The organism is Ruegeria sp. CDSC042 (assembly GCF_059610745.1).
In genome coordinates this window covers 1,052,447-1,078,394 of sequence record NZ_JBXWOF010000001.1, presented here as the reverse complement: position 1 = coordinate 1,078,394, position 25,948 = coordinate 1,052,447, and the positions used below count along the sequence as shown (strand labels likewise).

The window sequence follows — 25,948 nt, the reverse complement described above, 5'->3', positions numbered from 1 at the left end:
TCCCCGCGTTGCCTCAGCAATTCGGCACGTTCACCGCCAAACCGCCCAATGACGTTTCCTTGTATTTTTCATGCATGTCATGCCCTGTCTGACGCATGGTTTCGATGACGGCGTCCAGTGGTACGAAATGGTGACCATCTCCACGCAGGGCCAAAGAGGCTGCCGACACCGCCTTGATCGCACCCAGCCCGTTGCGTTCGATACAGGGTACTTGAACCAGCCCGGCGACAGGATCACAGGTCATGCCCAGATGATGCTCGAGCGCGATCTCAGCGGCATTTTCCACCTGTTCCGGCGTGCCGCCCATAACCGCGCACAGCCCGGCTGCAGCCATGGCTGCGGCGCTGCCGACTTCAGCCTGACACCCGGCCTCGGCGCCCGAGATCGAGGCGTTGTATTTGACCAGCCCGCCAATAGCGGCCGCAGTTAGCATGAAATCTTCGATGTGGTTCTCTGAAGCACCGGGTACATGGTCCAGATAATAGCGCATTACCGCTGGAAGAACCCCGGCAGCACCATTGGTGGGGGCGGTCACCACCTGACCGCCAGCTGCGTTTTCTTCGTTTACGGCCATGGCGTAAACGCTCATCCAGTCGTTGATCGTGTGGGGCGCGTTCAGGTTCATGCCACGCTCGGCCATCAACGCGTCATGGATGCCTTTGGCGCGACGGCGCACGTTCAAACCGCCTGGCAGAATACCGTCAGTGGTCAGACCGCGCTCGATACAGTCATTCATGACCTGCCAGAGGCGCGCAGTGCCTTTGGCAAAACTGTCTGCACAGCCGCGCGCGATCTCGTTGGCGCGCTTCATCTCGGCGATGCTTTTGCCGCTGGTTTTGGCCATGTCCAACATCTCGACCGCCGATTTGAAAGGAAAGGGCACCGGTGCGCCTTCATCTGTTGCCTTGCCTTGGGCCAGTTCTTCCTCGGTCAGAACAAAGCCGCCACCGATCGAGTAATAGACCTGCCGCAGGATCACGTCGCCCTGTGCGTCCGTGGCCATCAGGACCATACCGTTAGCATGGCCCGGCAGATTGTTTTCATAGTCGAAAACCAGATCGGCCTTGGGATCGAACTGCAGCGTGGGCAATCCTTCGGGGGTCACGCTGTGGGTCTCACTTATGCCAGCCAGTGCGGCCTCGGCCCGTTCGTGATCATATGTGTCGGGCACAAATCCGGCCAGGCCCAGGATCGTGGCGCGATCGGTTGCGTGGCCGACACCGGTAAAGGCCAGCGACCCGTGCAACGACCCGCGCAGCCCTGAAAATTCGAACGGAGAGGCGCGCATCATGTCCAAAAACCGCGCGGCAGCAACCATTGGTCCCATCGTATGGGACGAGGACGGGCCAATGCCCACTTTGAACATATCGAAGACAGACAGAAACATATCAGGTAGCAAAGCCTTCCGGTGGGTTAGCATAGGTTGGTGAGGTAAAGGGTGTAACCCCTAAACCCTCGGCCGCGATTGCGGCGCGTGTGGCGGGGCGCGTCTCCAACTGCATCAGCATTCGCTGCAGATGCGGCGTGTCAGCAATCTGAAACCAGCTGCGATCAGCCTTCGCAGGATAGAGCGCCATCCAGCGCATCTGACAGGCCAGATAATAACTCAGGACCGATGGTATGTCCGGGCTCAGCCAGGAAGGCGCGCTTTTCGCAACATCGTCAAGAAGGCGCAAGTGCTGGCGCAAACGAGGGCGGATACCGGCGCGCAAAGGATTGACCTGCGCTGCGTCTATATATTTTTCGGCATAAAACAGAATTCGCAGATCAGCGTGCAGCGTATTGGAGGCAAAGAACAGCCACTTCAGAAACGCGGCGCGGTTGCTGTCCATGGGGGTAGGGGCCAGCCGGCCATGCGTATCCGCCAGCCACAACAAGATAGCAGCGGTTTCGAAGATCGGCCCCTGTGGTGTTTCCAATACCGGGATCAGCCCATTGGGGTTCAGCGCGCGATATTCCGGGCTGTCCTGTGCGCTTTGGCGGCGGTCTACCAGAACCGTTTCATAGGGCAGGCACATCTCTTCCAGCGCCAGCCGGATGACCAGCGAAGCATTGTCCGGGGCATAGTGCAGGCGGTAAGGCGTGTTCATGCGAACTATGTATACCTCACGTATGTTTTCAACAGACCTGATTGCGACGTTTCCCATAGGAAACGCGTAGTTTCGCGACATGTTGGTCTACCGATCCGGACAATTCTCTCTCGCAGTTGTCGTAGGCATTCCGTATAAGTTCCGCAGCAAATTAGGGGGATGCTGAAATGGCCGGTGATCTGTCGCCCATCGACACTGCAAAATACGTCGCAGCACGCCGTGCGGCTGACATGGTGCAGAATGGGATGCGAGTCGGCCTGGGAACCGGATCGACCGCTGCATGGATGGTGCGTCGGCTGGGGGAACGGGTCAGAGAAGAAGGTCTGGCGATCAAGGGTGTTCCGACATCGACCCGGACGGCCCAACTGGCCCGCGAACTGGGCATTGAGGTTGTTTCCCTGGATCAGGCGGGATGGCTGGACATCACCATCGACGGTGCGGACGAATTCGACAGAGAGCTTAATCTGATCAAGGGCGGCGGCGGCGCGCACCTGCAGGAAAAGATCGTAGCCACGGCCAGCGACCAGATGGTGGTCATCGCCGATGCCGGCAAAGAGGTCGAGACTCTGGGTGCCTTCCCATTGCCGGTCGAGGTGATCCCCTTTGGCTGGCAGACCACACGCACCCTGATCGAAGAGGTGCTGGATACCATGGATGTTCTCGGTACCCGCTCGGCGCTTCGCATGAACGGAGAAGCGCCGTTTGTCACGGATGAAGGCAATCACGTGCTGGACCTGCATTTGCAACGGATCGGAAACCCAAGGCAGATGGCGCTGGTGCTGAACCAGGTACCCGGCGTGGTCGAGAACGGGTTGTTCATCGACATTTGCGACAAGGTCGTGATCGGTTATGGAGATGGCCGGGTCGAACTGCGCGACATCAACGAGGGAACGGTGGAACTGGACGAGTTGTTCGATGGCGGCAAAGACAACCTGTTCACGGATTTGGCGGATTAAGGAATGAGCACCTCTCCGGTTGCTGAATACCGCGAAACCGAAGCAGATTTGGCTGCGCGAGCCAGGACGCTTAGACGCAACCTGATCAAGATCGGGATTGCGGCTGTGGTGGCGGCGTGGGGTTTTGTTTCCGCGGGGTGGACAGGTGGCACGCTTTTCACATTGGTGCTCGTTGTCCTTACTTCCGTCGTGTTGTTCATGAACTATCTAGGTTCACTCAAGGTGCCGTCGCTTGTGGCCCTAGTGGACTCTGGTGGATCGAAGCTCCGCACGCGTAGAGGAATGATCCAAGACATTGTTTGGCCTGATGTACGCTACATTGATGCGTTCGACGAAACCGAGCAAAAACGACGCCCTATTTTTTTTGTTAGCTTCAACAAGTCAGATGGCGGGCATGAGTGTTTACCCCTTCCGTTGCAATCCATGCCGAAACCCATATCTGAGTGTTTCGTAGAGACGATTGAGCATTATCGACCAAATCTGTATGCGTCCTGGCAAGATCAACTGTCCCAGTGGTCCAGTCTGGGCCGTCATGAGTGACCGGGTACATCATTGATGATGGCTCGATAGCGTTGTCAGAAAACTGAAAGAGGCACTGTAAATGAGCTTTGACTATGATCTTTTCGTCATCGGAGGCGGCTCGGGCGGGGTCCGGGCGGCGCGTGTGGCAGCTGGCGAAAACGGGGCCAAAGTGGCACTGGCGGAAGAGGATCGCTATGGCGGGACCTGTGTGATCCGCGGATGTGTCCCCAAAAAGCTGATGGTATTTGCCAGCGAATTCTCTGGCATGGTCGAAGATGCGCAGGCCTATGGCTGGGACGTCAAACCCGGTGCATTTGACTGGGATTTCTTTCGCGGCAAACTCCATGCCGAGCTGGACCGGCTGGAAGGCATCTATCGCAACATCCTGAAAAACAACGGCGTCGAAAGCTTTGATCAGCGTGCACACGTGGTGGACGCACATACCGTCGAGCTGGCCGATGGCACCCGCATGACGGCCAAGCATATTCTGGTCGCCACAGGCGGACGCCCTGTTGTACCCGAGTTTCCGGGCTCGGACCTGGCGATCACCTCGAACGAGATTTTCCATCTGGAAAAACTGCCCGAAAGCATCCTGATCGTTGGTGGCGGTTATATCGCCAGCGAGTTTGCAGGAATCATGAACGGCATGGGCGTGAAAACCACCCAGTTCTACCGCGGTGCGCAAATCCTTCGGGGTTTTGACGAAGAAGCGCGCGGTCTGATCAGCGAAGAGATGTGCCAGAACGGGATTGATCTGCATCTGGGCACCAATGTGCTTGAGATGGCCAAAGACGGTGACAAGATTCGCGTAAAGGCCACCAATGGCACGGAACAGCTGTTTGACGTGGTCATGTATGCCACTGGTCGCGCGCCCAATGCCGACAATCTGGGGCTTGAGGCCATCGGCGTTGAACGCGGCCGCAAGGGTGAGATCATCGTGGATGATTACAGCCAGACAGGCGTGCCCTCGATCTATGCCATTGGGGATGTGACGGACCGGGTTAACCTAACCCCGGTTGCGATCCGCGAGGGGATGGCTTTTGTCGAAACCGTGTTCAAAGGCAACCCGACACCTGTGGATCACGACCTGATTCCAACTGCGATTTTCACGCAGCCGGAATTCGGCACGGTCGGGTTGAGCGAAGAAGACGCTGCAGCCCAAGAGCCGGTCGAGATCTATGCAACCTCGTTCAAGCCGATGCAAAAGGCATTCGCAGGTGGCACGCAGCGGGTTTTGATGAAACTGATCGTCTCTCAGGCCACGCGTAAGGTGTTGGGCTGTCACATCGTGGCGCCGGGCGCCGGAGAGATGATTCAACTGGCTGGCATTGCCGTCAAAATGGGCGCAACCAAGGAAGATTTCGACCGCACCGTTGCAGTTCATCCGGTCATGGCGGAAGAACTGGTAACAATGCGTCATCCTGTGCGTACGGCTTGATTTGCAACCGCGCGCACACAAGTTACAAGGGAACCCGTGATCACACGGTTCAACACAAGGGAATAGATACAAATGGCGGGCAACAGCGGCGGCCCCTGGGGGGGCGGAGGCTCTTCTGGCGGCGGAGGAAATCGGGGTGATAACGGGGACGGGCGCAAGCCCCCTGAAAACGAGGGCCCGCAGATTCCCGAGATCGACGAGCTGATGAAAAAAGGCCAGGAACAGCTGCGCGTCCTGATGGGCGGCGGCGGTGGCGGCCGTGGCAGCAATGGTTCGGGCGGTGGCGGGGGTGGTCCCATCTTTACCAAAGGGACTATTGCCATTGGGTTGGTGGTGGGTGCAGTCCTTTGGGGTGCCGCCAGCTTTTATACGGTAAAGCCGGAAGAACAGTCGGTAGAGCTGTTTTTGGGTGAATTTTCAAACGTTGGAAATCCCGGTCTGAACTTTGCGCCTTGGCCGTTTGTAACTGCCGAGGTCATTCCTGTGACCCGCGAGCAGAACGAAGACATGGGCGGAGCCCGTGGTAGCGATGATGGCTTGATGCTGACAGGCGACGAAAATGTTGTCGATATCGACTATCAGGTGGTCTGGAACATCAATGACCCGGCCAAGTATCTGTTCAATTTGCGCGACCCGCGCCAGACGATCCGCGCCGTGTCGGAATCGGCCATGCGCGAGATCATTGCACAAAGCGAGCTGGCACCGATCCTGAACCGAGATCGGGGTGTGATCGCTGATCGCTTGCAGGAATTGATTCAGTCGACGATGGACAGCTATGATTCCGGCGTGAACATTGTGCGTGTCAACTTTGACAAAGCCGACCCGCCACAGGACGTAATCGCGGCCTTCCGCGACGTTCAGGCCGCCGCACAAGAACGTGACCGTCTGCAGAACGTCGCCGACGCCTATGCTAATAAGGTACTGGCCGAAGCACGTGGTGAAGCCGCGCAAGTTGTGGAAGAGGCCGAAGGATATCGCGCCCAGCAGATCAACAGCGCTCAAGGTGAAGCCAGCCGCTTTAGCGCGGTTCTGGAAGAATACTCCAAAGCGCCGGATGTAACGCGCAAACGTTTGTATCTGGAGCGGATGGAGCAGATTCTGGGTGATGTCGACAAGATCATACTGGACGAAAACTCGGCCGGTCAGGGACAGGGCATTGTGCCGTATCTGCCGCTGAACGAACTGCGCCGCAATCAATCCGGGGAGAGCAACTGATGCGTAAGTCACCCATTATCCTCATCCTTGTGGTGATCCTCGGCGTTGTTGCGCTGTCATCGATCTTTATCGTGGACGAACGCCAGCGCGCATTGGTTCTGCAATTCGGCCGTGTGGTCGCGGTTAAGGAAGAGCCTGGTCTGGCGTTCAAAATTCCACTTATTCAGGAAGTTGTCCGTTATGACGACCGTATCCTGTCCATCGACGTTCAACCGCTAGAAGTGACGCCGTTGGATGATCGTCGTCTGGTAGTCGATGCCTTCGCACGGTACCGGATTTCCGATCTGAACCAGTTCCGCCAGGCGGTTGGTGTCGGTGGTATCCCGGTTGCCGAGGATCGTCTGGACCGCATCCTGCGCGCTGAAACCCGCGAAGTTCTGGGTTCAGTTTCGTCCCGTGACATTTTGAGCTCGGACCGGGCTGCACTGATGCTGCGTATCCGCAATAGTGCGATTGCCGAGGCACTTGCGCTGGGTGTGACCGTCATTGACGTGCGTCTGAAAGCGACCGATCTGCCGCAGGCCAACCTCGAAGCGACGTTTGACCGGATGAAGGCCGAGCGGGAGCGGGAAGCTACAGACGAACGTGCCCGTGGTAATGAGGCGGCACAGCGCGTACGTGCCCAGGCCGACAGGACCGTTGTCGAACTGGTGTCGGATGCGCGGCGTGAGGCTGAGATCATTCGCGGTGAGGCTGACGCCGAACGCAATGCGATCTTTGCCGAGGCTTACGGTGCGGACCCTGAATTCTTCGAATTCTATCGTTCGCTGACCGCCTATCAGAATGCTTTGCAGGGCGGTAACAGCTCGATGGTATTGAGCCCGGATTCCGAGTTCTTCAACTATCTCAAATCACCCACCGGCCGGGGCCAATCGGCGGGGCAGGCGTCTGAATAATGGGTATGATCCTTCTGGCCTTTGGGCTGGTGTTGATTGTCGAGGGGCTGGCCTATGCGCTGGCCCCTTCGCTTATTGAACGTATGCTAGAGGCGTTGCGGTCGATGCCAGAGCAGGCACGTCGGCTTGCAGGATTGTTATGTGTGGTGGGAGGTCTCGTGTTGCTATGGGGTGCATATCAGGTCGGGTTTTGAACAACGGCTACACTTCATGGTGATTTCCCCGCGATCCTCAGTTGCGGGCAAGGACAAACCAGCTACATTGGATATCAAGAAGGGCCGCCTGCGGGTGATCCAGATAGTGTTGACGACAAGGAGTTCCCACGTGCAGTCACAAGCGCGCAGTATATCCGTCCGGCGGGACGACGTTGTTGGTTTCATGCGGTTGATGTGGCTGGCCTTTGCCGGGATGCTGCTTGTATTGGCGCAGTCAGTGGCCGCACAGGCGCGGGGCGAAAGCCTGGCTCCGCTGGCCGATAAGATCAGCCCAGCGGTGGTCAACATCACCACTTCGACACTGATCGAGGGACAGACCGGCCCGCAGGGGATCGTTCCCGAGGGCTCTCCGTTCGAAGATTTCTTTCGCGAGTTTCAAGACCGTAACGGGGAAGATGACAACCGCCCGCGCCGCAGCAATTCGCTGGGCTCGGGGTTTGTGATATCCGAGGATGGTTTCATCGTTACCAACAACCACGTTATTGCCGAGGCTGATGAGATACTGGTCGAATTCTTCCCGGGCGACGGTCAACCGAAGAAAGAACTGCCTGCGAAAGTGATCGGTACGGATGAAAAAACCGATATCGCGCTTTTGAAGGTCGAAGCCACCGGGCCGCTGAAATATGTCAAGTTCGGTGATAGTGACATTGCGCGCGTTGGCGACTGGGTGATTGCGATGGGCAACCCGCTGGGGCAAGGGTTTTCGGTTTCGGCGGGAATCGTCTCGGCGCGGAACCGCGCGCTCAGCGGATCTTATGACGACTATATCCAGACCGATGCTGCGATTAACCGGGGGAACTCGGGCGGGCCGCTGTTCAATATGGATGGCGAGGTGATCGGCGTGAATACGGCGATCCTGTCGCCGAATGGCGGTTCGATCGGGATTGGCTTCTCGATGGCCTCGAATGTGGTGGTCAAGGTTGTCGACCAACTGCGCGAGTTCGGCGAGACCCGCCGCGGTTGGCTGGGTGTCCGCATTCAGGACGTGACCGAGGATATGGCCGAGGCGATGGGCCTGGACAAGCCGGGTGGTGCGCTGATCAGCGATGTACCCGAGGGCCCGGCCAAAGAGGCAGGCCTGTTGGCGGGCGATGTGATCCTCAGCTTTGATGGTGTCGAGGTCGATGACACCCGTGGATTGGTACGTCAGGTTGGTGAGACAACGGTTGGCAAGTCGGTCCGTGTGGTGGTGCATCGGGATGGCAGCACGCAGACAGTGCTTGTGACTCTGGGCCGCCGCGAAGATGCCGAGCGGGCCGAAAGCGAAGAGGGTGAGGCCGAAGAAGCCCCGGTTGAGGAAAATGCCGATATTCTGGGGCTGACGATATCGCCCGTGACTGAAGCCCTGCGTGCTGATCTGGGGCTGGAGCCGGATACCGAGGGGCTGGTTGTGACCGAAGTGGACGAGGCGTCAGAAGCCTATGCCAAGGGTTTGCGCGCCGGTGATCTGATCACCGAGGCTGGCCAGCAGAAGGTCACTGCGATTTCTGATCTCGAGGACCGGATGGAAGAAGCCCGGACGGCCGGGCGGAAGTCACTGCTGCTTTTGGTGCGGCGCGGTGGAGATCCACGCTTTGTCGCGCTGAGCCTTGAAGAATGATCTCTTAGGTTGAACAAACAGAAAGGCCAGGGCACCTGCTCTGGCCTTTTTTCTGTGCTGAAAAAAGATGAGCCACACGCCGGGGAAGGCGTATGGCTCTGGTACAGGGAGAGGTCAGTGGACAGATATCGGGGATGATTCTCTGACCTCCTACGGTAACAGTTCCTAACGTAATCTTAATGCGATCCGTCGTATGTGAAGCAGGTCACAACAGGTCAAATGAGGTCGGAATCCGCCAGTTCCCGCAGTGCCTCAAAATCATGGATCATCAGGCCGCCCCGCGAAGCTTCGACAACCTTGTCGCGTTTCCAGGTTGAAATTGTCTTTGAGACAGCTTCGCGCGTGGCACCAACGAATTCGGCCAGCTCGCTTTGGGACAGGGTAATGCGAGTGGTTGGATCGTCTTGAAGGTTGGACAGATGCAGCAGTTTGCGCGCAAGCCGGATAGGCATCGGCAAAAAGACCTGTTCATTCAGTTGCGACCCCATCCACCGCATGCGCAAACCGGCCAGTCGGATCATATCCACTGCAAGGTCAGGATGTTGGCGGATCTGGTTCATGACATCGGACCTACGCACACGCAGCACCCGAGAGGCCTCGGCCGCGGCCACGGTTGCGGTGCGGGGGCCATTGTCGAACAAGCCGATTTCACCAAAGACCTCGCCAGGCTTCATCAATGTCAACGAGAGTTTTCGACCGCTCATCGCCAAGAAGGACACCTCTAGCGTGCCGGCAAGAATGGCATAGAGGGCATCCCCTTCATCCCCTTGTTCGAAAAGGATATCACCAGGTTCGAGAGAAATCTCTGTCGCCTGTGCCGAGAGCATTGATCTCAGCCGGTCTGAAGCTTCGGATAGAAAGCCACTATTTGGGAAAGCCGTCATTTGGTGTGGTGCTCCGGCGGGAAAAGGTGAGTGGTGACACAACTTTTCATAGCCCAAGCGTTTAGCCAAGGATTTTGTTAGGTTTTATGGCCTCCCGCGCTTCACGGAAAAGTCATCCGAAGGGCGGTTGAGGATTTAGCCGTCATTGATGATCGGGATCATCCATATAGCTTTGCAACAGGCTGAACTGCAGCATGAGGAACGCCATAAGGGCAATGGGGAATCCGAAGGTCTCAATCTTGACCCACAGGTCGGTCGACATCGTGCGCCACACGAATTCATTTGCGACGGCCAGAACAGCAAAACACGCACACAGACGACGGGTCAGGATCATCCAGCCTTCGTGTTTCATGGGCAGCATCTCGTCCAGAACATAGGCAAGATAGGATTTCTTTTGCAGCAGCCCGATCCCCAGGATCAGAGCAAACAGGCCATAAACAAGCGTGGTTTTCATCTTGAAGAACCGCTCGTCATTGAACCAGGCGGTCAGGCCGCCGAAGAAAATGACCATGAAAGCTGTAAATATCTGCATCCGGCTTAGCTTGCCGGTCAGGTACCACAAGATGCCCATTGCCCCCAGCATCAGCGGCACAAAAATGATCGTGGCAATGATAAAGCCGGAATACTCGATGCCGCCGATCATAAAGCTGTCATCGCGCAAGCGCAGGTAGATGAAGAAAAAGGCCAGCGGAGGACCCAGTTCCAGCACCTGTTTCAGAAATGGATTTATGTCGGTCTTGCCTGTCATGTCTTTTGTCCTGCTGCTTACCCGCCCATTTCAACTATTACGGCGCCGAGTGCAATCAATGCCATCAGCGCGATCCGCCTTGGGCCGACGGTTTCTTTCAGAACCAGCCAGCCGATCAGGGCGGCAAAGACGGTGGAGGTTTCCCGCAGAACGGCGGCTTCGCCGACCTTGTCCAACCGCGTGGCCAGCATGATGGCTCCGAAAGATAGAGGGGCGATGATCCCGCCGGCGATGCCGCGCAGCGCCAAGGGTCCCAAGGCCGGGCGATGGGCCATCGCGCGCCAGCGAAAAAACGCATAGATCGGCATGGCGGCCCCGTCGATCATGAAAAACCAGGCCAGAAAGGTGAACGGATCGGCCGTCGCACGAATGCCATAGGCGTCATAGGTGGTATATAACGCCACAAACAGGCCGGTTGCGAGGGCCAAGGCTAGGGCGATCCCAAGCGTTTCGCGGTTGGTTTCGAGAAACCGCAGATTATAGGCCGCAAGCCCGAATATCCCGGCCAGCAAGACCGCGACACCAAACCATTGCGTGGCAGAGAAGGTCTCGCCAAACAACAGGTAGGCACCGAATACTGTGAACAGGGGTCCGGTGCCGCGCACAACAGGATAGACCACTGTATAAGAGCCTTTGGTATAGGCCATTGCCTGCAGTATCTTGTAAGCGATGTGGATCAGCCAGACGGTGGCGAAGATTGGCCACATATAGGGCTCGGGCCAGGGCACTACAAAAAACGCGAAAGGTGCAGCCAGAAGACAGTAGCTGGCGTCTATAGCCCCGCGGGACAGCCACGGGTCGTGGCGGCCCTTTTGTAATGCTCCGAACACCGCGTGCAAGAAGGCGGCCATCAGCGCGAGCCCAAGGGCAAGGTCATGGCCCTTGGGCGTGCCTTCCAGAGAGATGAGCCAGTCGCTCAAGACATCGACCTTTCGCGGGTGGAGAGGGTGGGGGGCTGTCTGCCCCCCACACCCCCGAAGATATTTTTAGCCAGATGAAGTAGGGATTAGCCTTTTTCCAGGCCTGTTAGGGCGGCTGCGAATTCTTCGGGATCGAAGGGGGAAAGATCGTCGATCTGCTCTCCGACGCCGATTGCGTGAATGGGCAGGCCGAACTTGTCAGCCAGAGCCACCAGCACGCCGCCTTTTGCGGTGCCGTCCAGCTTGGTCATCACCAGGCCGGAGACATCGGCCAGTTTCTGAAAGGTATCGACCTGACTGAGTGCATTCTGACCGGTGGTGGCGTCCAGAACCAAAAGGGTATTGTGCGGTGCGGTTTCGTCGACTTTGCGGATCACCCGGACGATCTTGGCCAATTCCTCCATCAGGTCGGCACGATTTTGCAGACGACCGGCGGTGTCGATCATCAACAGATCGGCGCCATCCTCTTGTGCGCGGGTCAACGCATCGAAGGCCAGGGAGGCGGGGTCTGAGCCTTCGGGGGCTGTCAGGACCGGAACGCCTGCGCGGTCGCCCCAGACCTGCAGCTGTTCTACGGCGGCTGCGCGGAAGGTGTCTCCAGCTGCGATCACTACGTTCTTGCCGGCCGCCCTGAACTGGCTTGCTAGTTTGCCGATCGTGGTGGTCTTGCCCGATCCGTTGACGCCAACGACCAGTACCACCTGTGGGCGTTTGGAATAGAGCGGCATGGGCTTTGCAACGGGTTCCATAACCCGGGCGACTTCCTGCGCCAGAAGCTGCTTGATCTCTTGTGTCGAAAGTTTGCGGCCATAACGGCCCTCGGCCATATTGGCGGTGACGCGCAGCGCTGTGTCCACACCCATGTCGGATGCAATCAACAGCTCTTCAAGCTGTTCCAGCATGTCGTCATCCAGCGTGCGGCGAACTGTTGTCTCGGTTTCGGCGCGCCCGAAAAGCCGCCCGAGCATGGATTTGGACGGCGCAGACTCGGCTGTAGTGGACACCGGTTTGGCAACTGCCTGTTCCGGTGCCATGTCCGGTTGCGCGACTTCGGGTGCCGGTTCGGAATGCGGCGCTGGCGCTGGCGGGATTGGATCCGGTGCAGTTGTTTCCTCGCCCCCATCTTCAACGATGGCATCCAACCCTTGTTCAAGGCGGGATGAGGATTTGAACAGCTTGTCCTTGAGCTTTGAGAATAGCGCCATTTTTGGTCTCCGCAGGTGTTCCTCTCACCTAATGCGGAATTGCAGCAGTTGCAAAGGGTCAGAGGAAGGCGATCAGAAGACCGGCTTGCGCCCCCCAATACAATACCCAAACCAGATAGGAGGTGAAACGGCGGCTGGGATGGTCCGCTGGCAGAAGAAACTTCTCAGTCGCCAGGATCAGGTCGGACGCGATAAAGGACAAAGCCGCAGGTAAAGCCCAACGCAGCGCGCCTGTTTCGGGCAGGGCCAGGACCGTGATACCCATACCCAGAATGATCGGAATATACCCGAGAACGGGCCATTTCAGGTCTCCGGCACGCGGCGGTAATAGGGTGACTACGACAATACCGAGGAGGATCAAAGACCAGAAATATCCGGGCTTCTCCAGAATAAGCGCGGCGTTGCTGGCCGGATGGGACAAGAACAGCCCGATATAGGCCAGATGACCAGTTGCAAAGGCACCGATCCCGGCCATGAAGGTGGCATCACTTTCCCGGGACAGAAGGGCGTCCCCCAGCGCACAGAATGCCAGCGCAAGGATCAACAGAAATGGAGCGCCACTTTGGGCGGCAATGACCGCCAGAACTGCGACGGATAGGGTCTTTAGGATTGACCGAACAGCGCCAGCGCCACGCGAGGTCAATGGCAGGTAAGCCAGAGCGCAAGCTGTCGCAATCAGAAAGAGGGCATTGGTCATAGAGTTATCTCCGCAGCATGTACTGAACACTTTCGCAGCGCATAACCGCAAAACTCAATCGGTGACGTGAAGGCACCCGGTTGGAATGAAAAGGGAATTGGCCTAGCGGCCTGCCATCTGACAGAATGAACCCATGCTGAAACGAATTGCGATTCTGTTGTCGATGGCTGCCCCGGCGGTTTGTGCCGACACATCTCTATCCGGCGCCGAATTTGACCGCTATACGCTGGGAAAAACCCTGTTCTATGGCTTTGAAGGCAGGATTTATGGGGTCGAGCGTTATCTGCCGGATCGCCGCGTGATTTGGTCTTTTCTGGATGGGAACTGCAAAGAAGGGCTCTGGTACGAGCAGGAAGGACAGATCTGTTTCGTCTATGAAGACCGGCATGACCCGCAATGCTGGGTATTCACCGAATCTGGCGGCGGTCTGATCGCTCAGTTCGAGGGAAATCCTGAGATGACCGAACTATATGAGAACGAAGACACAGACGCCGAGATGGTCTGTTACGGTCCCGAAGTCGGTGTCTAGCCTGTGCAGGGGTCAGAACAACGACCCCTGATCCGGCGCATCCTTTTTCGGCGGCTTTTTCGAAGTTGACGGTGACGCGGTAGACGGGCCGGTCGTCAATTCGCCATCTGCAAATTCAATGTCAAAGGATTGGTGTTTTGCCGCCTGTTTACGGGTTGTCAGTACCTGTCCTTCGGCGCGTACGACCGCATATCCACGTTGCAGCGTTGCCTTGTAGCTTAGCGTTTCCCGCAGCCGGTCTGCGGTTTCCAGGGATTGACGCATCCGGTCCAGATGCGCGGCTTGCGCTGTACTCAAGCGTTCGGCTAGGCGGTTGATGTTTTGCCGTTGGCTGTCGATTTCGCGCTGGATCGGCCGGACAGACAGGCGCGACGAAAGGCTGCGCAGTGTTTCCTGTCGGGTTCCGACCAGTGAGCGTAATGTGGACGGGCGCAGATGGGCGGACAGTTTCACAACTTGAAGGCGGCGGTTTTGTACGCCGCGCTCAAGTGCTGGTGTCAGTCGGTCCGCAATTAAATCAAGGCGTTGTCGCGGGTTGTTCAACAAGCTATCCGGGCGTGGTAATGCGCGGGATAAATCCCGCAACCGTTGCGACCGTCTTTGCACAGCGTCCGTGGCTGCACGGGACAGGCGGGCGCCTTGCTCTCCGGTCCAGGCCAGAAGTTCCATGCGGACAGGCACCGCAAGTTCGGCTGCGGCTGTGGGGGTTGGGGCCCTGCGGTCCGACACAAAATCAATCAGGGTCGTGTCGGTCTCGTGCCCAACGGCCGAGATCACCGGGATCTCTGATGCCGCCGTAGCGCGGGCCACGATCTCTTCGTTGAACCCCCAGAGGTCCTCGATTGACCCGCCACCACGGGCGACGATGATCAGGTCCGGTCGCGGCAGCGCACCGCCAGGAGTCAGTTGGTTGAAACCAGTAATCGCGTTCGCCACCTCAGGCGCGCAATTCGAACCTTGCACGGCGACAGGCCAGATCAACACTTTGCGCGGAAATCGGTCACGCAACCGGTGCAGGATATCGCGGATCACCGCGCCCGAGGGTGAAGTCACCACGCCGATGATCTGAGGAAGATAGGGCAGAGGCTTTTTACGCTCGGGTGCGAACAGGCCCTCGGATTCCAACTGTTTCTTTCGCTTTTCAAGCAGGGCCATCAGGGCACCCTGTCCGGCCACCGAAACCTCATCCACGTTCAGATTGTATTTGGACTGCGCTCCAAAAGCGGTCAGGCGGCCTGTGACGACCACTTCCAGACCTTCCTCGGGAACCACGGACAGGGCAGCAACCTGGCCTTTCCAAGTGGTGCAGGCCAGTACGTTCTTGTCGTCCTTGATGTCATAGTACAGATGACCAGATCTGGCTTTGAACACGCGACCGACTTCACCCCGAACACGGATTCGGCCGAAACTGCCTTCCAGCGTCCGCTTCACCTCGCCCGAGATGTCGGAAACAGTGTATTCTGGGGTATTTTGGCCGGGAATGGGGTCGTCAAGCAGGTCGGACATTTCAGCGCCTTGTGTCAAATGCCCGGCCAGCTTAGAACGCGCGGAAGGCAAGGCCAAGCAGATCGGAGAGCAGTCATGAACATCCTCATTCTCGGCAGTGGTGGGCGCGAACACAGCCTGGCCTGGGCGGTGATGCAAAACCCGAAATGCGACCGCCTGATTGTGGCGCCGGGCAATGCCGGGATCGCCCAGATTGCCGAATGTGCAGCGCTGGATATCGAAAACGGCGGTGAGGTGGTCAGGTTTGCGGATGAGAACGCGATCGACTTTGTGATCGTCGGCCCCGAGGCGCCATTGGCTGCGGGGGTTGCGGATCGTTTGCGCGAGGCCGGTGTGCTGGTTTTTGGCCCCTCGGCAGAGGCCGCACGTCTCGAGGCGTCCAAGAGCTTTACTAAAGAGATCTGCGACGCCGCCAATGCTCCAACCGCAGGATACGCCCGGTTTACCGAGGCCGAGCCAGCCAAAGCCTATATCAAAAAGAAGGGCGCACCTATCGTCGTCAAGGCTGATGGCTTGGCCGCGGGCAAGGGTGTGATCGTTGCGATGGACGAAGCGACGGCCTTGGATGCGATCGATGACATGTTTGGCGGAGCCTTTGGTGGTGCCGGTGCCGAAGTTGTGGTCGAAGAGTTCATGGAAGGTGAAGAGGCATCTCTGTTCGTGCTGTGCGACGGGGAAAGCATCCTGTCCATTGGCACGGCGCAAGACCATAAACGGGTAGGCGAGGGCGATACCGGTCTGAACACCGGCGGCATGGGCGCGTATTCTCCGGCTCCCGTGTTAAGCGCTGTAATCGAAGAGCGCGCGATGAACGAGATTGTGCGCCCCACCATGGCAGAGATGAAGCGGCGCGGAACGCCGTTTCAGGGCGTTCTTTATGTTGGTTTGATGATCAAGGACGGCCAGCCACGGTTGGTTGAATATAACGTGCGTTTCGGCGACCCGGAATGTCAGGTGCTGATGATGCGCCTGGGCGCGCAGGCGATGGACCTGATGCACGCCGCAGCAGAAGGCCGGTTGGCCGAGGCGCGTGTAAACTGGGCGGATGATCACGCCTTGACGGTAGTCATGGCCGCAAATGGTTATCCGGGCTCTTACCAAAAAGGCAGCGTGATCAAAGGGCTGGATGACGTATCTGAAGATAGCGGCAATATGGTGTTTCACGCAGGAACCAAAGAAGCCGACGGTCAGATCGTCTCTAGTGGTGGCCGTGTATTGAATGTCACCGCACGCGGCCAGAACCTGCAGGAAGCGCGTGATCGCGCCTATGAGCTGATCGACGGGATCAACTGGCCAGAGGGGTTCTTTCGCCGGGATATCGGATGGCGGGCGCTGTAATCGCGACGGCTCCCGCGCCCAGCCACTGCATCAGAGATGCAGCGTCAATGGACTTGGGCCGGGCAGCCCTCTGACGCGGGCTGAAGTCAGGGCGAGGGTACGCAGTTAAGCGCAGAGGTCATTGCTTTCGGGCTAAAGGGGGCGACCAGATGCTGCACCCAGCCATTGTCAAAGCGGATGCTGACAATTTCGCGCCAGTCCGCAGACGCGACAACCAGTTCCGGGCCATTGCCACAGTCGCGCAGACCCCCTGTGATGAAATCTTCGCCGATCCGATGATTTGTCAGCCTTGGTAGAGCGGCAATCTGGATTAATTCGCCGTCGACAAAGCGCCAAATGCGCAATGTCTTGGCCAGATGAGGGCGGTCGATATAGGCGATCTCGATATTGCCATCCCCATCCAGATCCGCCGCCCCGACCGGAGCAAGCCATCGAAAGCGGGTACCGATATGCGGAGTTGCGGCGATTTTGTCCCCTCTGGCATCATAGATGGCCAACTGAGCGCCCGCTTGATCCTGAGATTCAACGACAATGGCCTCGGGGGTCCCGTCCTGATCTACGTCCACTAGCCGTGGAGCGAGATCTTCAAATACGCGATCAGATGGAAGACGGATGGTCACGTTTCCGCTTTGGGTAGTCAGCTCTAACGCGCCATATTCGATGTTATCACCCAGAACTCCGTGGGCGTAACGTGTCGTCGGCTCGGTGAAACGAGCGGCTGAGACGGTCTCCGCCAGTGCCAACGGGGCATGGCCCGTCAGCCAGAAGCACAACGTCAGCGCTGCGCCGCGGGCCTGACCCTGCCAAGTTCGGTAGGGTAGGCGCGGCGCTTTGCAGGGCATCAGATCTGTTTTTCCGGCATCTGAACGATCAGGCCATCCATCTCGTCTGTGACTTTGATCTGGCAGGTCAGGCGCGAACGGGCAGGGTCGGGCTCATAGGCAAAGTCCAGCATGTCTTCTTCCATGTCATCCTTGCCGGGAATTTTCTCAACCCAGTCGGGGTGGATATAGACATGGCAGGTCGAACAGGCACAGGCGCCGCCGCAATCCGCTTCGATGCCGGGAATGTTGTTGTCACGGGCTCCTTCCATGACGGTTAGTCCGTTGGCGACCTCGACAGTATGCTCGGTACCGCCATGCTCGACATAAGTGATCTTTGCCATTGCGTGCGTCTTCCTCTTGCGATGTTAGATCCTTCCTTAGTCAAGGCATTTAGGTGTTTCCAGCCTCATTTGCGACTCGATGTGCCGCGTCTGGGAATTCTTGGCCTTTGTTCCCCTCCCGTTCTTCTGCTCGCTGTATTTTTACCCGCAGCTACCGACTGGATTTGGCATAGCCAGTCAGCGGCTGCCCGTTGTGAGGTCGAGGGTCAAAAATACGCCGATTGCCGAGGTCATGAGGTTTTGCTGGAAAGCGAATTGAAAGCCAAGGGTTCTGACCATGCAAATAGCCGAGACCATCGGCGCTGGGGTAAGGGTGGGATGCCACTGCGCAGGACGGCCAAGCTCAGGGCGTTTGGGTTACGTATCAATGCCTGATAAACTTCCAACGCACCAGTTCGTGTGTAGCTGGACCAATGGCTGAACCTGCGTCTGGAGGCATGGATCGCAAAAGCGTGATGCGCCAGATGATTCAGCGTGTCCGGGCAATCCAGTTGCAGCGTTATTGCATTCGGGGCCGTCAAGCCGCTGCCTATGCTGCGATCGCCTTGTTCAGGCGGAGGGATCAGGCATTCGTATAGAAAATCAAACAGATCGTTTTCGCGGCTCGTAATATTGATGAATTCTGCCCGTCTACCCGCCGGAGTGGCCAGCGCTCTTAACGCGCGACTCTGATAGGCGGCTCCGGTCAACGAGATGATGCGGCCCAGGGATCCGGGTCGGATGTGATGCAGGGCTTCAAACGCCAATTCGGTCCCCATCGAGTGGCCAATAAAGTGGATCGGACGTCGCGGGTTCAGATGGCGCAGTTCCCGGATCAATTCGGCCAGAACACGTCCTGCCTCGTGCGCCCGGCGGAGGGCACCCCAAAACGGGCCCCGTGCATTCCAGCCAAAGGCAATGCCCAGCCCCTCGGTTTGCAAACCAGTGCCAAAACCAAGTTGCCGCGGCCAGCTGCAGAAAGATGTTGGCGAGGATGTCCGGGGCAGGGACAAGAAATGTTGGTGCGGGCAGGCCTTGGCCCGGCCTGGCCGGAACCTGTACCCATGCAACATGAGGATGACCGGGCCTTGGATGTGCCGGGTCTGACATAGCAGGCTGAAGGGGGACTGTGGGCTGTTGTGCAGCGTAAGCGTGTCGCCGGTCGCGTTGATCCGGATTATTGGCATTCTCACTGCCTCATACAAGATGTTGTGGCGGCAATATCCCAATAGCCTATGTCCCCTAGGTAAAGGGATTGTTACAGCTGCGCGACGTTGCGGGGGGCGGGGTTGACGATACTGCAGCCGCGGCGTAATTCAGCATCACCACGTGGCGATTTGTTACCGGATTGCGGGCCACGCTAAACAACACCGCTAAAAGGTCAGGATGAAAGACCCCTTTCGCTTGGCCGCGTCTGGGGTTTTTTGTTTACGTCCCTCAAGGGGCTGAAAGGAATGACATGAGCGAGAGCTGGAACAAGCGCACACAAGCCGTCCATGGCGGCACCCGCCGCAGCCAATACAACGAAGTGAGCGAGGCGATCTTTCTGACCCAGGGATTTGTCTATGATACGGCCGAGCAGGCCGAGGCGCGGTTCATCGAAACCGGCCCTGATGAGTTCATTTACGCTCGTTATGGCAACCCGACAGTTTCGATGTTTGAACAGCGTATCGCGGCCCTGGAAGGGGGCGAAGACGCTTTTGCCACCGCCTCTGGAATGGCTGCGGTGAATGCGGCACTGACTTCGATGTTGCAAGCCGGTGACCACGTTGTTTCTGCCAAGGCTCTGTTCGGGTCGTGCCTGTATATTCTGGAAAACGTGCTGACCCGGTTCGGGGTTGAAGTGACCTTTGTGGACGGTACCGATCTTGACGCATGGGAGGCTGCGATCCGCCCGGGCACCAAAGCGGTTTTCTTCGAATCCATGTCCAACCCGACGCTTGAGGTCATCGACATCTCAGCCGTTTCCCTTCTGGCCCATGCGGTTGGTGCAACGGTCATCGTGGACAATGTGTTCTCGACCCCAGTTTTCTCGCGCGCGATCGCTCAGGGGGCTGACGTGGTTGTCTACTCGGCGACCAAGCATATTGACGGGCAGGGCCGCGCCCTGGGTGGTGTCATCATCGGCACCAAAGAGTTCATCCGTGGTACGGTCGAGCCCTATATGAAACACACCGGAGGCGCGCTTAGCCCCTTCAACGCGTGGATCATGTTGAAAGGGCTTGAGACCATGGCCTTGCGGGTCAACGCACAGGCCGAAACCGCCCAGAGGATTGCCGAGGCGCTAGAGGGCCATCCGGCGTTGGAGCGGACGCTTTACCCCGGTCTGAAGTCTCATGCGCAGAATGATCTGATACAAACGCAGCTTGGCGGCAAAGGCGGGACAGTGCTGTCGTTGGATATCAAGGGCGGAAAAGAGGCGGCATTTTTCTTCCTTAACGCCCTGACGATTCCGGTGATTTCGAACAATCTGGGCGATGCCAAGTCGATTGCGACCCACCCGGCAACCACCACACATCAAAGATTGAGTGACGACCAAAAAGTTGAGCTGGGCATTGCTCCGGGCCTCATCCGGTTCTCGGTAGGTTTGGAAGACGCCGATGATCTTCTTGCCGATATCAAGCGCGCATTGGACGTTTCTCAGCAATAGGGGTGTCTGCTGGACTGTTAGGCATAGTTCGAAAACGGTTTGTGACATGTGCGCATGATGCGCCCATCACGAAGTTTCGATCCGGGCTGTGTTTCGGCGCGTATACCATTAGACTGGAAATCGCGTCGAACATATATATAGTCCGGCGACCAACCCGAGGAGCCCTGATCGATGAACGTGTATCCCCGTGACATTGATGACGCCCCCAACAATGATGAGGCCGCGGCAGCGTTGAAAACCCTGCGGAAATGGGCCGAGAACGCGACCGAGGCAGATATCGGTCAGCTTGATCCTGCTGTCGCGCGGCTTGTGCCGGGGCTCCTGCCGGTCAACTACCCATCCCTGTCGCGGCATTACCCCGAGGGGTTTGCTGTGGATGAGGCCTACCGCGCCTCGTTGCCTGACCTTCAGAATGGACCTTCCAGCCTGATCCGTGGGGCAAAGCAACAGATTCAACATGTTGGCATATCGAATTTCCGCCTGCCGATCCGGTTTCACCGCAAGCAGGGCGACGACCTGACGCTGGAGACCTCAGTGACTGGCACTGTCAGCCTTGATGCGGAAAAGAAGGGCATCAACATGTCCCGTATCATGCGTTCGTTCTACAAACATGCTGAGCGCACGTTCAGCTTTGAGGTGATCGAGGCTGCGCTGAACGACTATATGACCGATCTGGACAGCTTTGACGCACGTATCCAGATGCGGTTCTCTTACCCGGACAGGACCCAAAGCCTGCGTTCGGGTCTGGAAGGCTATCAATATTACGATATCGCGCTGGAACTGGTTGAACAGAATGGCGTGCGTCAAAAGATCATGCATCTGGATTATGTGTATTCCTCGACGTGCCCATGTTCTCTGGAGCTCAGCGAGCATGCGCGGTCTACACGAGGGCAACTGGCGACGCCGCATTCGCAGCGCTCGGTTGCGCGGATATCGGTTGCGGTCGATTGCGATGCCGATTGCCTCTGGTTCGAAGATCTGATTGCGCTGTGTCGCAGGGCGGTGCCGACCGAGACGCAGGTCATGGTCAAACGTGAAGATGAGCAGGCATTTGCCGAGCTGAACGCCGCAAACCCGATTTTTGTCGAAGACGCGGCACGCCTGTTTTGTGCCGAACTTTTGGCCGACCATCATATCGGCGATTTCCGCGTGATCGCCAGCCATCAAGAAAGCCTGCACAGCCATGATGCCGTTTCTGTTCTGACTGAGGGCCCGACCTTTGTGTCCTCCAGCCTGGATCCGAGGCTGTTTACGACGTTGTTTCACGTCGGATAGGCGCTAAACTTTTGTAAAACCTTGATTAAGTGCCGGTGCGGTGAAAATTCGCCGCATTGCAGCGATAAATGCTGCAAGCGCGAAGTTCTTGCTGTAAACTATCCTTGAATGCAGCCATCTCGTGGTCACTGTTCTGGTGATCATTTCACTCAATCAGGAAGCCGGCACGTGCGACGCCAAGGACTGCAAGGCAACGTAATCCGCCCGTTTAGTCAGGGCGGGCAGGGTTCTTTACTCATTCGCGGGTTGCATCACTTTCACAGGAGAACAACCTCATGAACCCGTTTACCCAGCCATTTGAATTTCAGGCAGCAGCAATTCGATTTGCCGGTGAGGCAATGACCAACCATTTGAAAATCATGCAAATTCTGACCAACTCTGCGATTGAACTGCCCTTCGCCCAGGTTCAGGCCCTGCGTGTCGCCTCCGAAAAGACTGTTGCTGACGTGAAGGCACCTGAGTTCAAATCTCAGGCGATGCCTGTGGTCAATGCTGATCCGCAACCTGCGGCAAAGGTCAAAGTGGCCGTCCAGAAGAAGGCAGAAGTCAAGGCAAAGGCCGAATCGCCCAAGCCCGCCCTGGCGAAACCTGTGACAAAAGCCAGAGCGTCGGGGGGTGCGAAAAAGGCACAGACCAAATCCGCGGCAAAACCTGCAGTGGCAAAAGCCGCAGCCCCAAAAGTCGCAGCTAGGCCCGCTGCCCCCAAAGCCGCTACGGCAAAGCCTGCTGTTACCAAAACCGTAACTGCCAAATCTGAAACGCCCAAAGTAGAAGCCGCTAAACCTGCTGCAGTTAGGCCTGCAGTGGTAAAATCTGCTGCTCCCGCCGCTGCGATCGACGCTGCTGTTGCAAAAACCGCAGCTGTTAAACCCGTAGCGTCCAAGGTGAAGGCAGATCGGGTCGCAACCGCCAAACCTGCACCCGCAAATCCGGCCGCGTCGAAGACACAGGCGGGACAGGCGGCAGCTGCACGCCGGTCACGCGCGCCTTCGAAACCGCCCGTGATGCCCGTCTCGAGCGGCAAAACCGAAAAGTAATCGGGACATCCGCTTGACACAGTCGTGCAGGCGCGCCAACGCTGCGCCTCATGACGGACATGCGCCCGGTAGGATATGTGATTGGCCTGTTGGTCGCCATTCTTGGGGCGACCATGATGTTGCCCATGCTTGCGGACCTTATCGAGGGCCGCGGCGAATGGCATGTTTTCCTTGAAAGCAGCGTTATTACCATTCTGACCGGCGCTGTCCTTTCTATGAGCTGCTCAAATGGCGTTGGCGAAGGGTTGACGATCCGCCAGACCTTTCTGCTCACGACCGGCGTTTGGGTGGCTTTGCCTTTATTTGGGGCAATTCCTTTCCTGTTCGGGGAAACCGAGTTGCGCTTTGTAGATGCCTATTTCGAGGCCATGTCTGGCCTTACGACCACGGGCTCGACCGTGATTTCGGGGCTCGATGGGCTGCCGCAGGGCTTGCTTTTGTGGCGCGGTGTGCTGCAATGGCTGGGCGGTATCGGGATCATCGTTGTTGCAATGGTTTTTCTGCCCGAGCTTCGGGTCGGAGGAATGCAGATCTTCCGTTCGGAAGGTTTCGAAACCATGGGTAAGATCCTGCCGCGGGCGCAAGAAATCGCAGGCCAGATTTCCCTGATCTACGTGTTCCTGACCGTGGTCTGCGCGCTTGTTTACACCGGTCTTGGCATGAGCTTTTTTGACGCCGTGGTTCATTCTATGACCACAATCTCGACCGGTGGGTTTTCAAACTATGATGCATCGTTCGGTACCTTCTCGGGTCCGGCGGAATATGCGGCGTCGATTTTCATGATCCTCGCTGCCCTGCCATTTGTGCGTTATGTTCAGTTTGCCAATGGCAGCACCGGCTCCCTGTTCCGCGACAGTCAGATTCGGGCGTTTTTGGCCACGATCGTGGTTCTTGTAGCCGTCATGGCGGTGTTTTTGACCTCTGTCTTTCCGCATCACTGGGAACAGGCGGTGCGGGAATCGCTGTTCAACATCACGTCGATCATTTCAGGTACCGGTTATGCCAGCGTCGATTATATGGGTTGGGGCAGTTTTCCGATCATGGTGTTCTTCCTGATTGGCCTGATCGGAGGGTGTGCAGGATCAACTGCCTGTTCGATCAAGATTTTCCGCTATCAACTGCTGTTTGCATCCATCAAAACTCAAATCCGGCGTATCCGTTCACCGCATGGGGTGTTCATGCCTCTCTATGATGGGCGTCCCATCGGAACGGATGTCCTGACTTCGGTCATGAGCTTTTTCATGTTCTTCGTATTGTCTTTGGGTTTTCTGGCATGGGCGCTGGCGCTGACCGGGCTGGATTTCATTACCTCTGTCTCGGGTGCAGCAACAGCGTTGGCCAATGTTGGTCCGGGCCTTGGGGATCAGATCGGACCAGCGGGTAATTTCAGCGGGCTCAGCGATACAGCCAAATGGTTACTATCTGCGGGGATGCTGGTCGGTCGGCTTGAACTGCTCGCGGTCTATGCGCTGTTCACAGTCCATTTCTGGAGAAGTTGATGAAAAGACCACTTGGCGCTCAAATCTCGCACATGCTCCGGGATCGGGGTGTTGATGTGATTTTTGGTATCCCCGGCGTCCATAATCAAGAGATGTATCGCGGGATCGAAGAAGCCGGCATCACCCATGTTCTTGCGCGTCACGAGCAGGGGGCCGGTTTCATGGCGGACGGATATGCGCGCGCAAGTGGCAATCCTGGCGTGGCCTATGTGATCACAGGGCCTGGGCTGTGCAACATCATGACACCCATGGGGCAGGGGTATTCGGATTCGGTGCCAATGCTGGTGCTGTCCTCCTGCCTTGATGATGATCAGGCGCTGCAGGGACAGCTTCATCAGATGAAGGATCAACGTGCCGCCGGAGAAACGGTCGCGGATTGGTCGTTGCAGGCTAATACAGCTTCGGCCGCCTATGGCCTGGTTGAACGTGCTTTCGAAGAGTTCGCGTTGAGCCGCCCCAGACCCAAGCACATACAGGTGCCGATTTCGCAACTTAAGGCACAGGCTGACCCAGCCCCATTCCCGAACCAGCCGGGTTTGCGGACAAAGGCTCTGCCGCCGGACGTCGCGCCGGTCTTGTCGATGCTGAACATTGCGCGCAGGCCGCTGTTCGTTCTGGGAGGTGGTGCAAGATCAAACTTGTGGCGGCAGATTCTGACACAGATCGGAGCGGCCTGTTTCACCACCTATGCGGGGCGTGGAATGGTGGGGTTGGATTATGCGTTGGATTTTGGCGCTGCCTTGTCTCGTCCCGAAAGCGCCCGGATCATCGCCTCCGCCGATCTTGTGGTGGTCGTCGGAGCCGAGCTGGGTGAGGTCGATCTGTGGCGCGATGCGCTGGGGCATACGGCCAATATGATCCGCATTGATCTGGACCCTCAGGTCCTGTCAGACCATCATCGGGCCTCGGTCAAGTTGCAGGCGGATGGCGAAAGCTTTGCCCACGCGATGTGGGCGTCTATTGACCATGTCAAACCGGCAAATGGCTGGTCTTCGGATGAGGTTTCCGAAGCCCGCAGTAAATGGCGCGCCGAGATTGACGCAGATCGACCCGGAATTGTCCCGGTGTTGGATGCCTTGCGTAAGGCAATGCCAGCGGATGTGATGGTGTATTCGGACATGACCCAGTTCGCCTATGTTGCCAAGGGGGTGTGGGAAATGCCCTTCCCCTATCATTGGCACCACCCGAACGGCTTTGGCACGCTGGGCTATGCGTTGCCGGCTGGAATAGGTGGCGCTATCGCGCGGCCGGGCAGGCCGACTGCTGTGATTGCTGGGGATTATGGCTTTCACTACACGATGATGGAATTGGGCGTGGCGGTAGAGCTGGGTTTGCCCCTGCCGATCATTCTTTGGGACAATGGCAAGCTGAAAGAGATCGAAGACAGCATGGTGGGCAGTCAGATCGCCCCGAATGCTGTCGTTGCGCGTAACCCTGACTTTTGCAAACTGGCCGAGGCATTCGGCGCCTTGTCTGCCGCGCCCTCAACACTGGAAGACATGCAGTCCGCGGTGCGAAAAGCGTTTACCGCTAAGGGGCCGACATTGATCCGGATCACTCCGGACATATGGCGCGCAGAATAAA

25 protein-coding genes and 1 riboswitch are annotated in these 25,948 nt (G+C 57.5%); of the genes, 14 read left to right on the top strand and 11 right to left on the bottom strand.

Translation table 11 applies throughout. The annotated features are described in order from the left end of the window. Window positions 1-13: 13 nt before the first annotated feature. Both AC2FHX_RS05380 and AC2FHX_RS05375 read right to left on the bottom strand, forming a co-directional pair. On the bottom strand, window positions 14-1,387 hold the full coding sequence (locus tag AC2FHX_RS05380) for an L-serine ammonia-lyase (protein ID WP_496678195.1): 1,374 nt from the start codon (window positions 1,385-1,387) through the stop codon (window positions 14-16). A 1-nt stretch (window position 1,388) separates the two neighbouring features. Then, window positions 1,389-2,090, bottom strand: a complete 702-nt coding sequence (locus AC2FHX_RS05375) for a glutathione S-transferase family protein (protein WP_142634580.1) — start codon at window positions 2,088-2,090, stop codon at window positions 1,389-1,391. A 167-nt stretch (window positions 2,091-2,257) separates the two neighbouring features. On the opposite strand from AC2FHX_RS05375, the gene rpiA reads away from it, so the two are divergent. From rpiA to AC2FHX_RS05340, 7 genes are all read left to right on the top strand, one after another. Then, the gene (gene rpiA / locus AC2FHX_RS05370) at window positions 2,258-3,046 is read left to right on the top strand and encodes a ribose-5-phosphate isomerase RpiA (RefSeq protein WP_271946345.1); all 789 of its coding nucleotides are present in this window, start codon (window positions 2,258-2,260) and stop codon (window positions 3,044-3,046) included. A 3-nt stretch (window positions 3,047-3,049) separates the two neighbouring features. Next, window positions 3,050-3,586: a hypothetical protein gene (locus AC2FHX_RS05365; RefSeq protein WP_496700037.1), complete on the top strand. Its 537-nt coding sequence runs from the start codon at window positions 3,050-3,052 to the stop codon at window positions 3,584-3,586. Window positions 3,587-3,647: 61 nt separating this feature from the next. After that, complete coding sequence (gene gor / locus AC2FHX_RS05360) at window positions 3,648-5,006, top strand: glutathione-disulfide reductase (RefSeq protein ID WP_496690776.1); 1,359 nt, start codon at window positions 3,648-3,650, stop codon at window positions 5,004-5,006. Between the two features lie 72 nt (window positions 5,007-5,078). After that, window positions 5,079-6,221 carry an FtsH protease activity modulator HflK gene (hflK, locus tag AC2FHX_RS05355; RefSeq protein ID WP_271946353.1) on the top strand — a complete coding sequence of 381 codons (1,143 nt, stop codon included), beginning with the start codon at window positions 5,079-5,081 and terminating at the stop codon, window positions 6,219-6,221. Further along, window positions 6,221-7,117, top strand: a complete 897-nt coding sequence (hflC, locus tag AC2FHX_RS05350) for a protease modulator HflC (protein WP_496700039.1) — start codon at window positions 6,221-6,223, stop codon at window positions 7,115-7,117. Before hflK ends, hflC begins: the two co-directional genes overlap by 1 nt. Beyond that, complete coding sequence (locus AC2FHX_RS05345) at window positions 7,117-7,311, top strand: DUF2065 domain-containing protein (RefSeq protein WP_496695008.1); 195 nt, start codon at window positions 7,117-7,119, stop codon at window positions 7,309-7,311. Before hflC ends, AC2FHX_RS05345 begins: the two co-directional genes overlap by 1 nt. Before the next feature lie 130 nt (window positions 7,312-7,441). Beyond that, on the top strand, window positions 7,442-8,932 hold the full coding sequence (locus AC2FHX_RS05340; protein WP_496690773.1) for a Do family serine endopeptidase: 1,491 nt from the start codon (window positions 7,442-7,444) through the stop codon (window positions 8,930-8,932). Window positions 8,933-9,147: 215 nt separating this feature from the next. Here AC2FHX_RS05340 and AC2FHX_RS05335 read toward each other — a convergent pair whose 3' ends face one another. The 5 genes from AC2FHX_RS05335 to AC2FHX_RS05315 all read right to left on the bottom strand — a co-directional run bounded on the left by AC2FHX_RS05335 (window position 9,148) and on the right by AC2FHX_RS05315 (window position 13,386). After that, window positions 9,148-9,816: a Crp/Fnr family transcriptional regulator gene (locus AC2FHX_RS05335; RefSeq protein ID WP_142634564.1), complete on the bottom strand. Its 669-nt coding sequence runs from the start codon at window positions 9,814-9,816 to the stop codon at window positions 9,148-9,150. A gap of 142 nt (window positions 9,817-9,958) precedes the next feature. Continuing rightward, a complete protein-coding gene (locus AC2FHX_RS05330) occupies window positions 9,959-10,564 on the bottom strand; it encodes an inner membrane-spanning protein YciB (protein ID WP_142634562.1) in 606 nt (201 codons plus the stop codon). A 17-nt stretch (window positions 10,565-10,581) separates the two neighbouring features. Continuing rightward, window positions 10,582-11,484, bottom strand: coding sequence for an EamA family transporter (locus AC2FHX_RS05325; RefSeq protein WP_142634560.1), 903 nt, complete (start codon window positions 11,482-11,484; stop codon window positions 10,582-10,584). An 86-nt stretch (window positions 11,485-11,570) separates the two neighbouring features. Further along, window positions 11,571-12,689, bottom strand: a complete 1,119-nt coding sequence (ftsY, locus tag AC2FHX_RS05320) for a signal recognition particle-docking protein FtsY (protein ID WP_142634558.1) — start codon at window positions 12,687-12,689, stop codon at window positions 11,571-11,573. A gap of 58 nt (window positions 12,690-12,747) precedes the next feature. Beyond that, a complete protein-coding gene (locus AC2FHX_RS05315) occupies window positions 12,748-13,386 on the bottom strand; it encodes a lysoplasmalogenase family protein (RefSeq protein WP_142634556.1) in 639 nt (212 codons plus the stop codon). Window positions 13,387-13,519: 133 nt separating this feature from the next. On the opposite strand from AC2FHX_RS05315, the gene AC2FHX_RS05310 reads away from it, so the two are divergent. Beyond that, entirely contained in the window at window positions 13,520-13,915 is a 396-nt protein-coding gene (locus AC2FHX_RS05310) for a hypothetical protein (protein ID WP_185956619.1), read from the top strand. Between the two features lie 12 nt (window positions 13,916-13,927). Here AC2FHX_RS05310 and xseA read toward each other — a convergent pair whose 3' ends face one another. Further along, the gene (gene xseA, locus AC2FHX_RS05305; protein WP_496700041.1) at window positions 13,928-15,421 is read right to left on the bottom strand and encodes an exodeoxyribonuclease VII large subunit; all 1,494 of its coding nucleotides are present in this window, start codon (window positions 15,419-15,421) and stop codon (window positions 13,928-13,930) included. Window positions 15,422-15,496: 75 nt separating this feature from the next. Between xseA and purD the strand changes: the two genes are divergently transcribed. Next, entirely contained in the window at window positions 15,497-16,759 is a 1,263-nt protein-coding gene (gene purD / locus AC2FHX_RS05300) for a phosphoribosylamine--glycine ligase (protein ID WP_496700043.1), read from the top strand. A gap of 86 nt (window positions 16,760-16,845) precedes the next feature. On the opposite strand, the gene AC2FHX_RS05295 is transcribed toward purD, so the two are convergent. The 3 genes from AC2FHX_RS05295 to AC2FHX_RS05285 all read right to left on the bottom strand — a co-directional run bounded on the left by AC2FHX_RS05295 (window position 16,846) and on the right by AC2FHX_RS05285 (window position 19,090). Then, the gene (locus tag AC2FHX_RS05295; RefSeq protein ID WP_496690765.1) at window positions 16,846-17,601 is read right to left on the bottom strand and encodes an FG-GAP repeat domain-containing protein; all 756 of its coding nucleotides are present in this window, start codon (window positions 17,599-17,601) and stop codon (window positions 16,846-16,848) included. Then, window positions 17,601-17,924 carry a 2Fe-2S iron-sulfur cluster-binding protein gene (locus tag AC2FHX_RS05290; RefSeq protein WP_142634548.1) on the bottom strand — a complete coding sequence of 108 codons (324 nt, stop codon included), beginning with the start codon at window positions 17,922-17,924 and terminating at the stop codon, window positions 17,601-17,603. The genes AC2FHX_RS05295 and AC2FHX_RS05290 overlap by 1 nt, the downstream gene beginning before the upstream one ends. 230 nt (window positions 17,925-18,154) lie before the next feature. Continuing rightward, on the bottom strand, window positions 18,155-19,090 hold the full coding sequence (locus tag AC2FHX_RS05285) for an alpha/beta hydrolase (protein WP_496700045.1): 936 nt from the start codon (window positions 19,088-19,090) through the stop codon (window positions 18,155-18,157). A gap of 132 nt (window positions 19,091-19,222) precedes the next feature. Beyond that, window positions 19,223-19,300: riboswitch (SAM riboswitch) on the top strand. 62 nt (window positions 19,301-19,362) lie between these two features. On the opposite strand from AC2FHX_RS05285, the gene metZ reads away from it, so the two are divergent. The 5 genes from metZ to AC2FHX_RS05260 all read left to right on the top strand — a co-directional run bounded on the left by metZ (window position 19,363) and on the right by AC2FHX_RS05260 (window position 25,947). Further along, window positions 19,363-20,553 carry an O-succinylhomoserine sulfhydrylase gene (metZ, locus tag AC2FHX_RS05280; RefSeq protein WP_496700047.1) on the top strand — a complete coding sequence of 397 codons (1,191 nt, stop codon included), beginning with the start codon at window positions 19,363-19,365 and terminating at the stop codon, window positions 20,551-20,553. A gap of 171 nt (window positions 20,554-20,724) precedes the next feature. Further along, on the top strand, window positions 20,725-21,828 hold the full coding sequence (gene folE2 / locus AC2FHX_RS05275; protein WP_496678170.1) for a GTP cyclohydrolase FolE2: 1,104 nt from the start codon (window positions 20,725-20,727) through the stop codon (window positions 21,826-21,828). A 275-nt stretch (window positions 21,829-22,103) separates the two neighbouring features. Continuing rightward, window positions 22,104-22,865, top strand: coding sequence for a hypothetical protein (locus AC2FHX_RS05270; RefSeq protein WP_496700049.1), 762 nt, complete (start codon window positions 22,104-22,106; stop codon window positions 22,863-22,865). A gap of 50 nt (window positions 22,866-22,915) precedes the next feature. Then, complete coding sequence (locus AC2FHX_RS05265) at window positions 22,916-24,364, top strand: TrkH family potassium uptake protein (protein ID WP_496678166.1); 1,449 nt, start codon at window positions 22,916-22,918, stop codon at window positions 24,362-24,364. Further along, window positions 24,364-25,947, top strand: coding sequence for a thiamine pyrophosphate-binding protein (locus AC2FHX_RS05260; protein WP_496700051.1), 1,584 nt, complete (start codon window positions 24,364-24,366; stop codon window positions 25,945-25,947). Before AC2FHX_RS05265 ends, AC2FHX_RS05260 begins: the two co-directional genes overlap by 1 nt. Window position 25,948 lies beyond the last annotated feature (1 nt).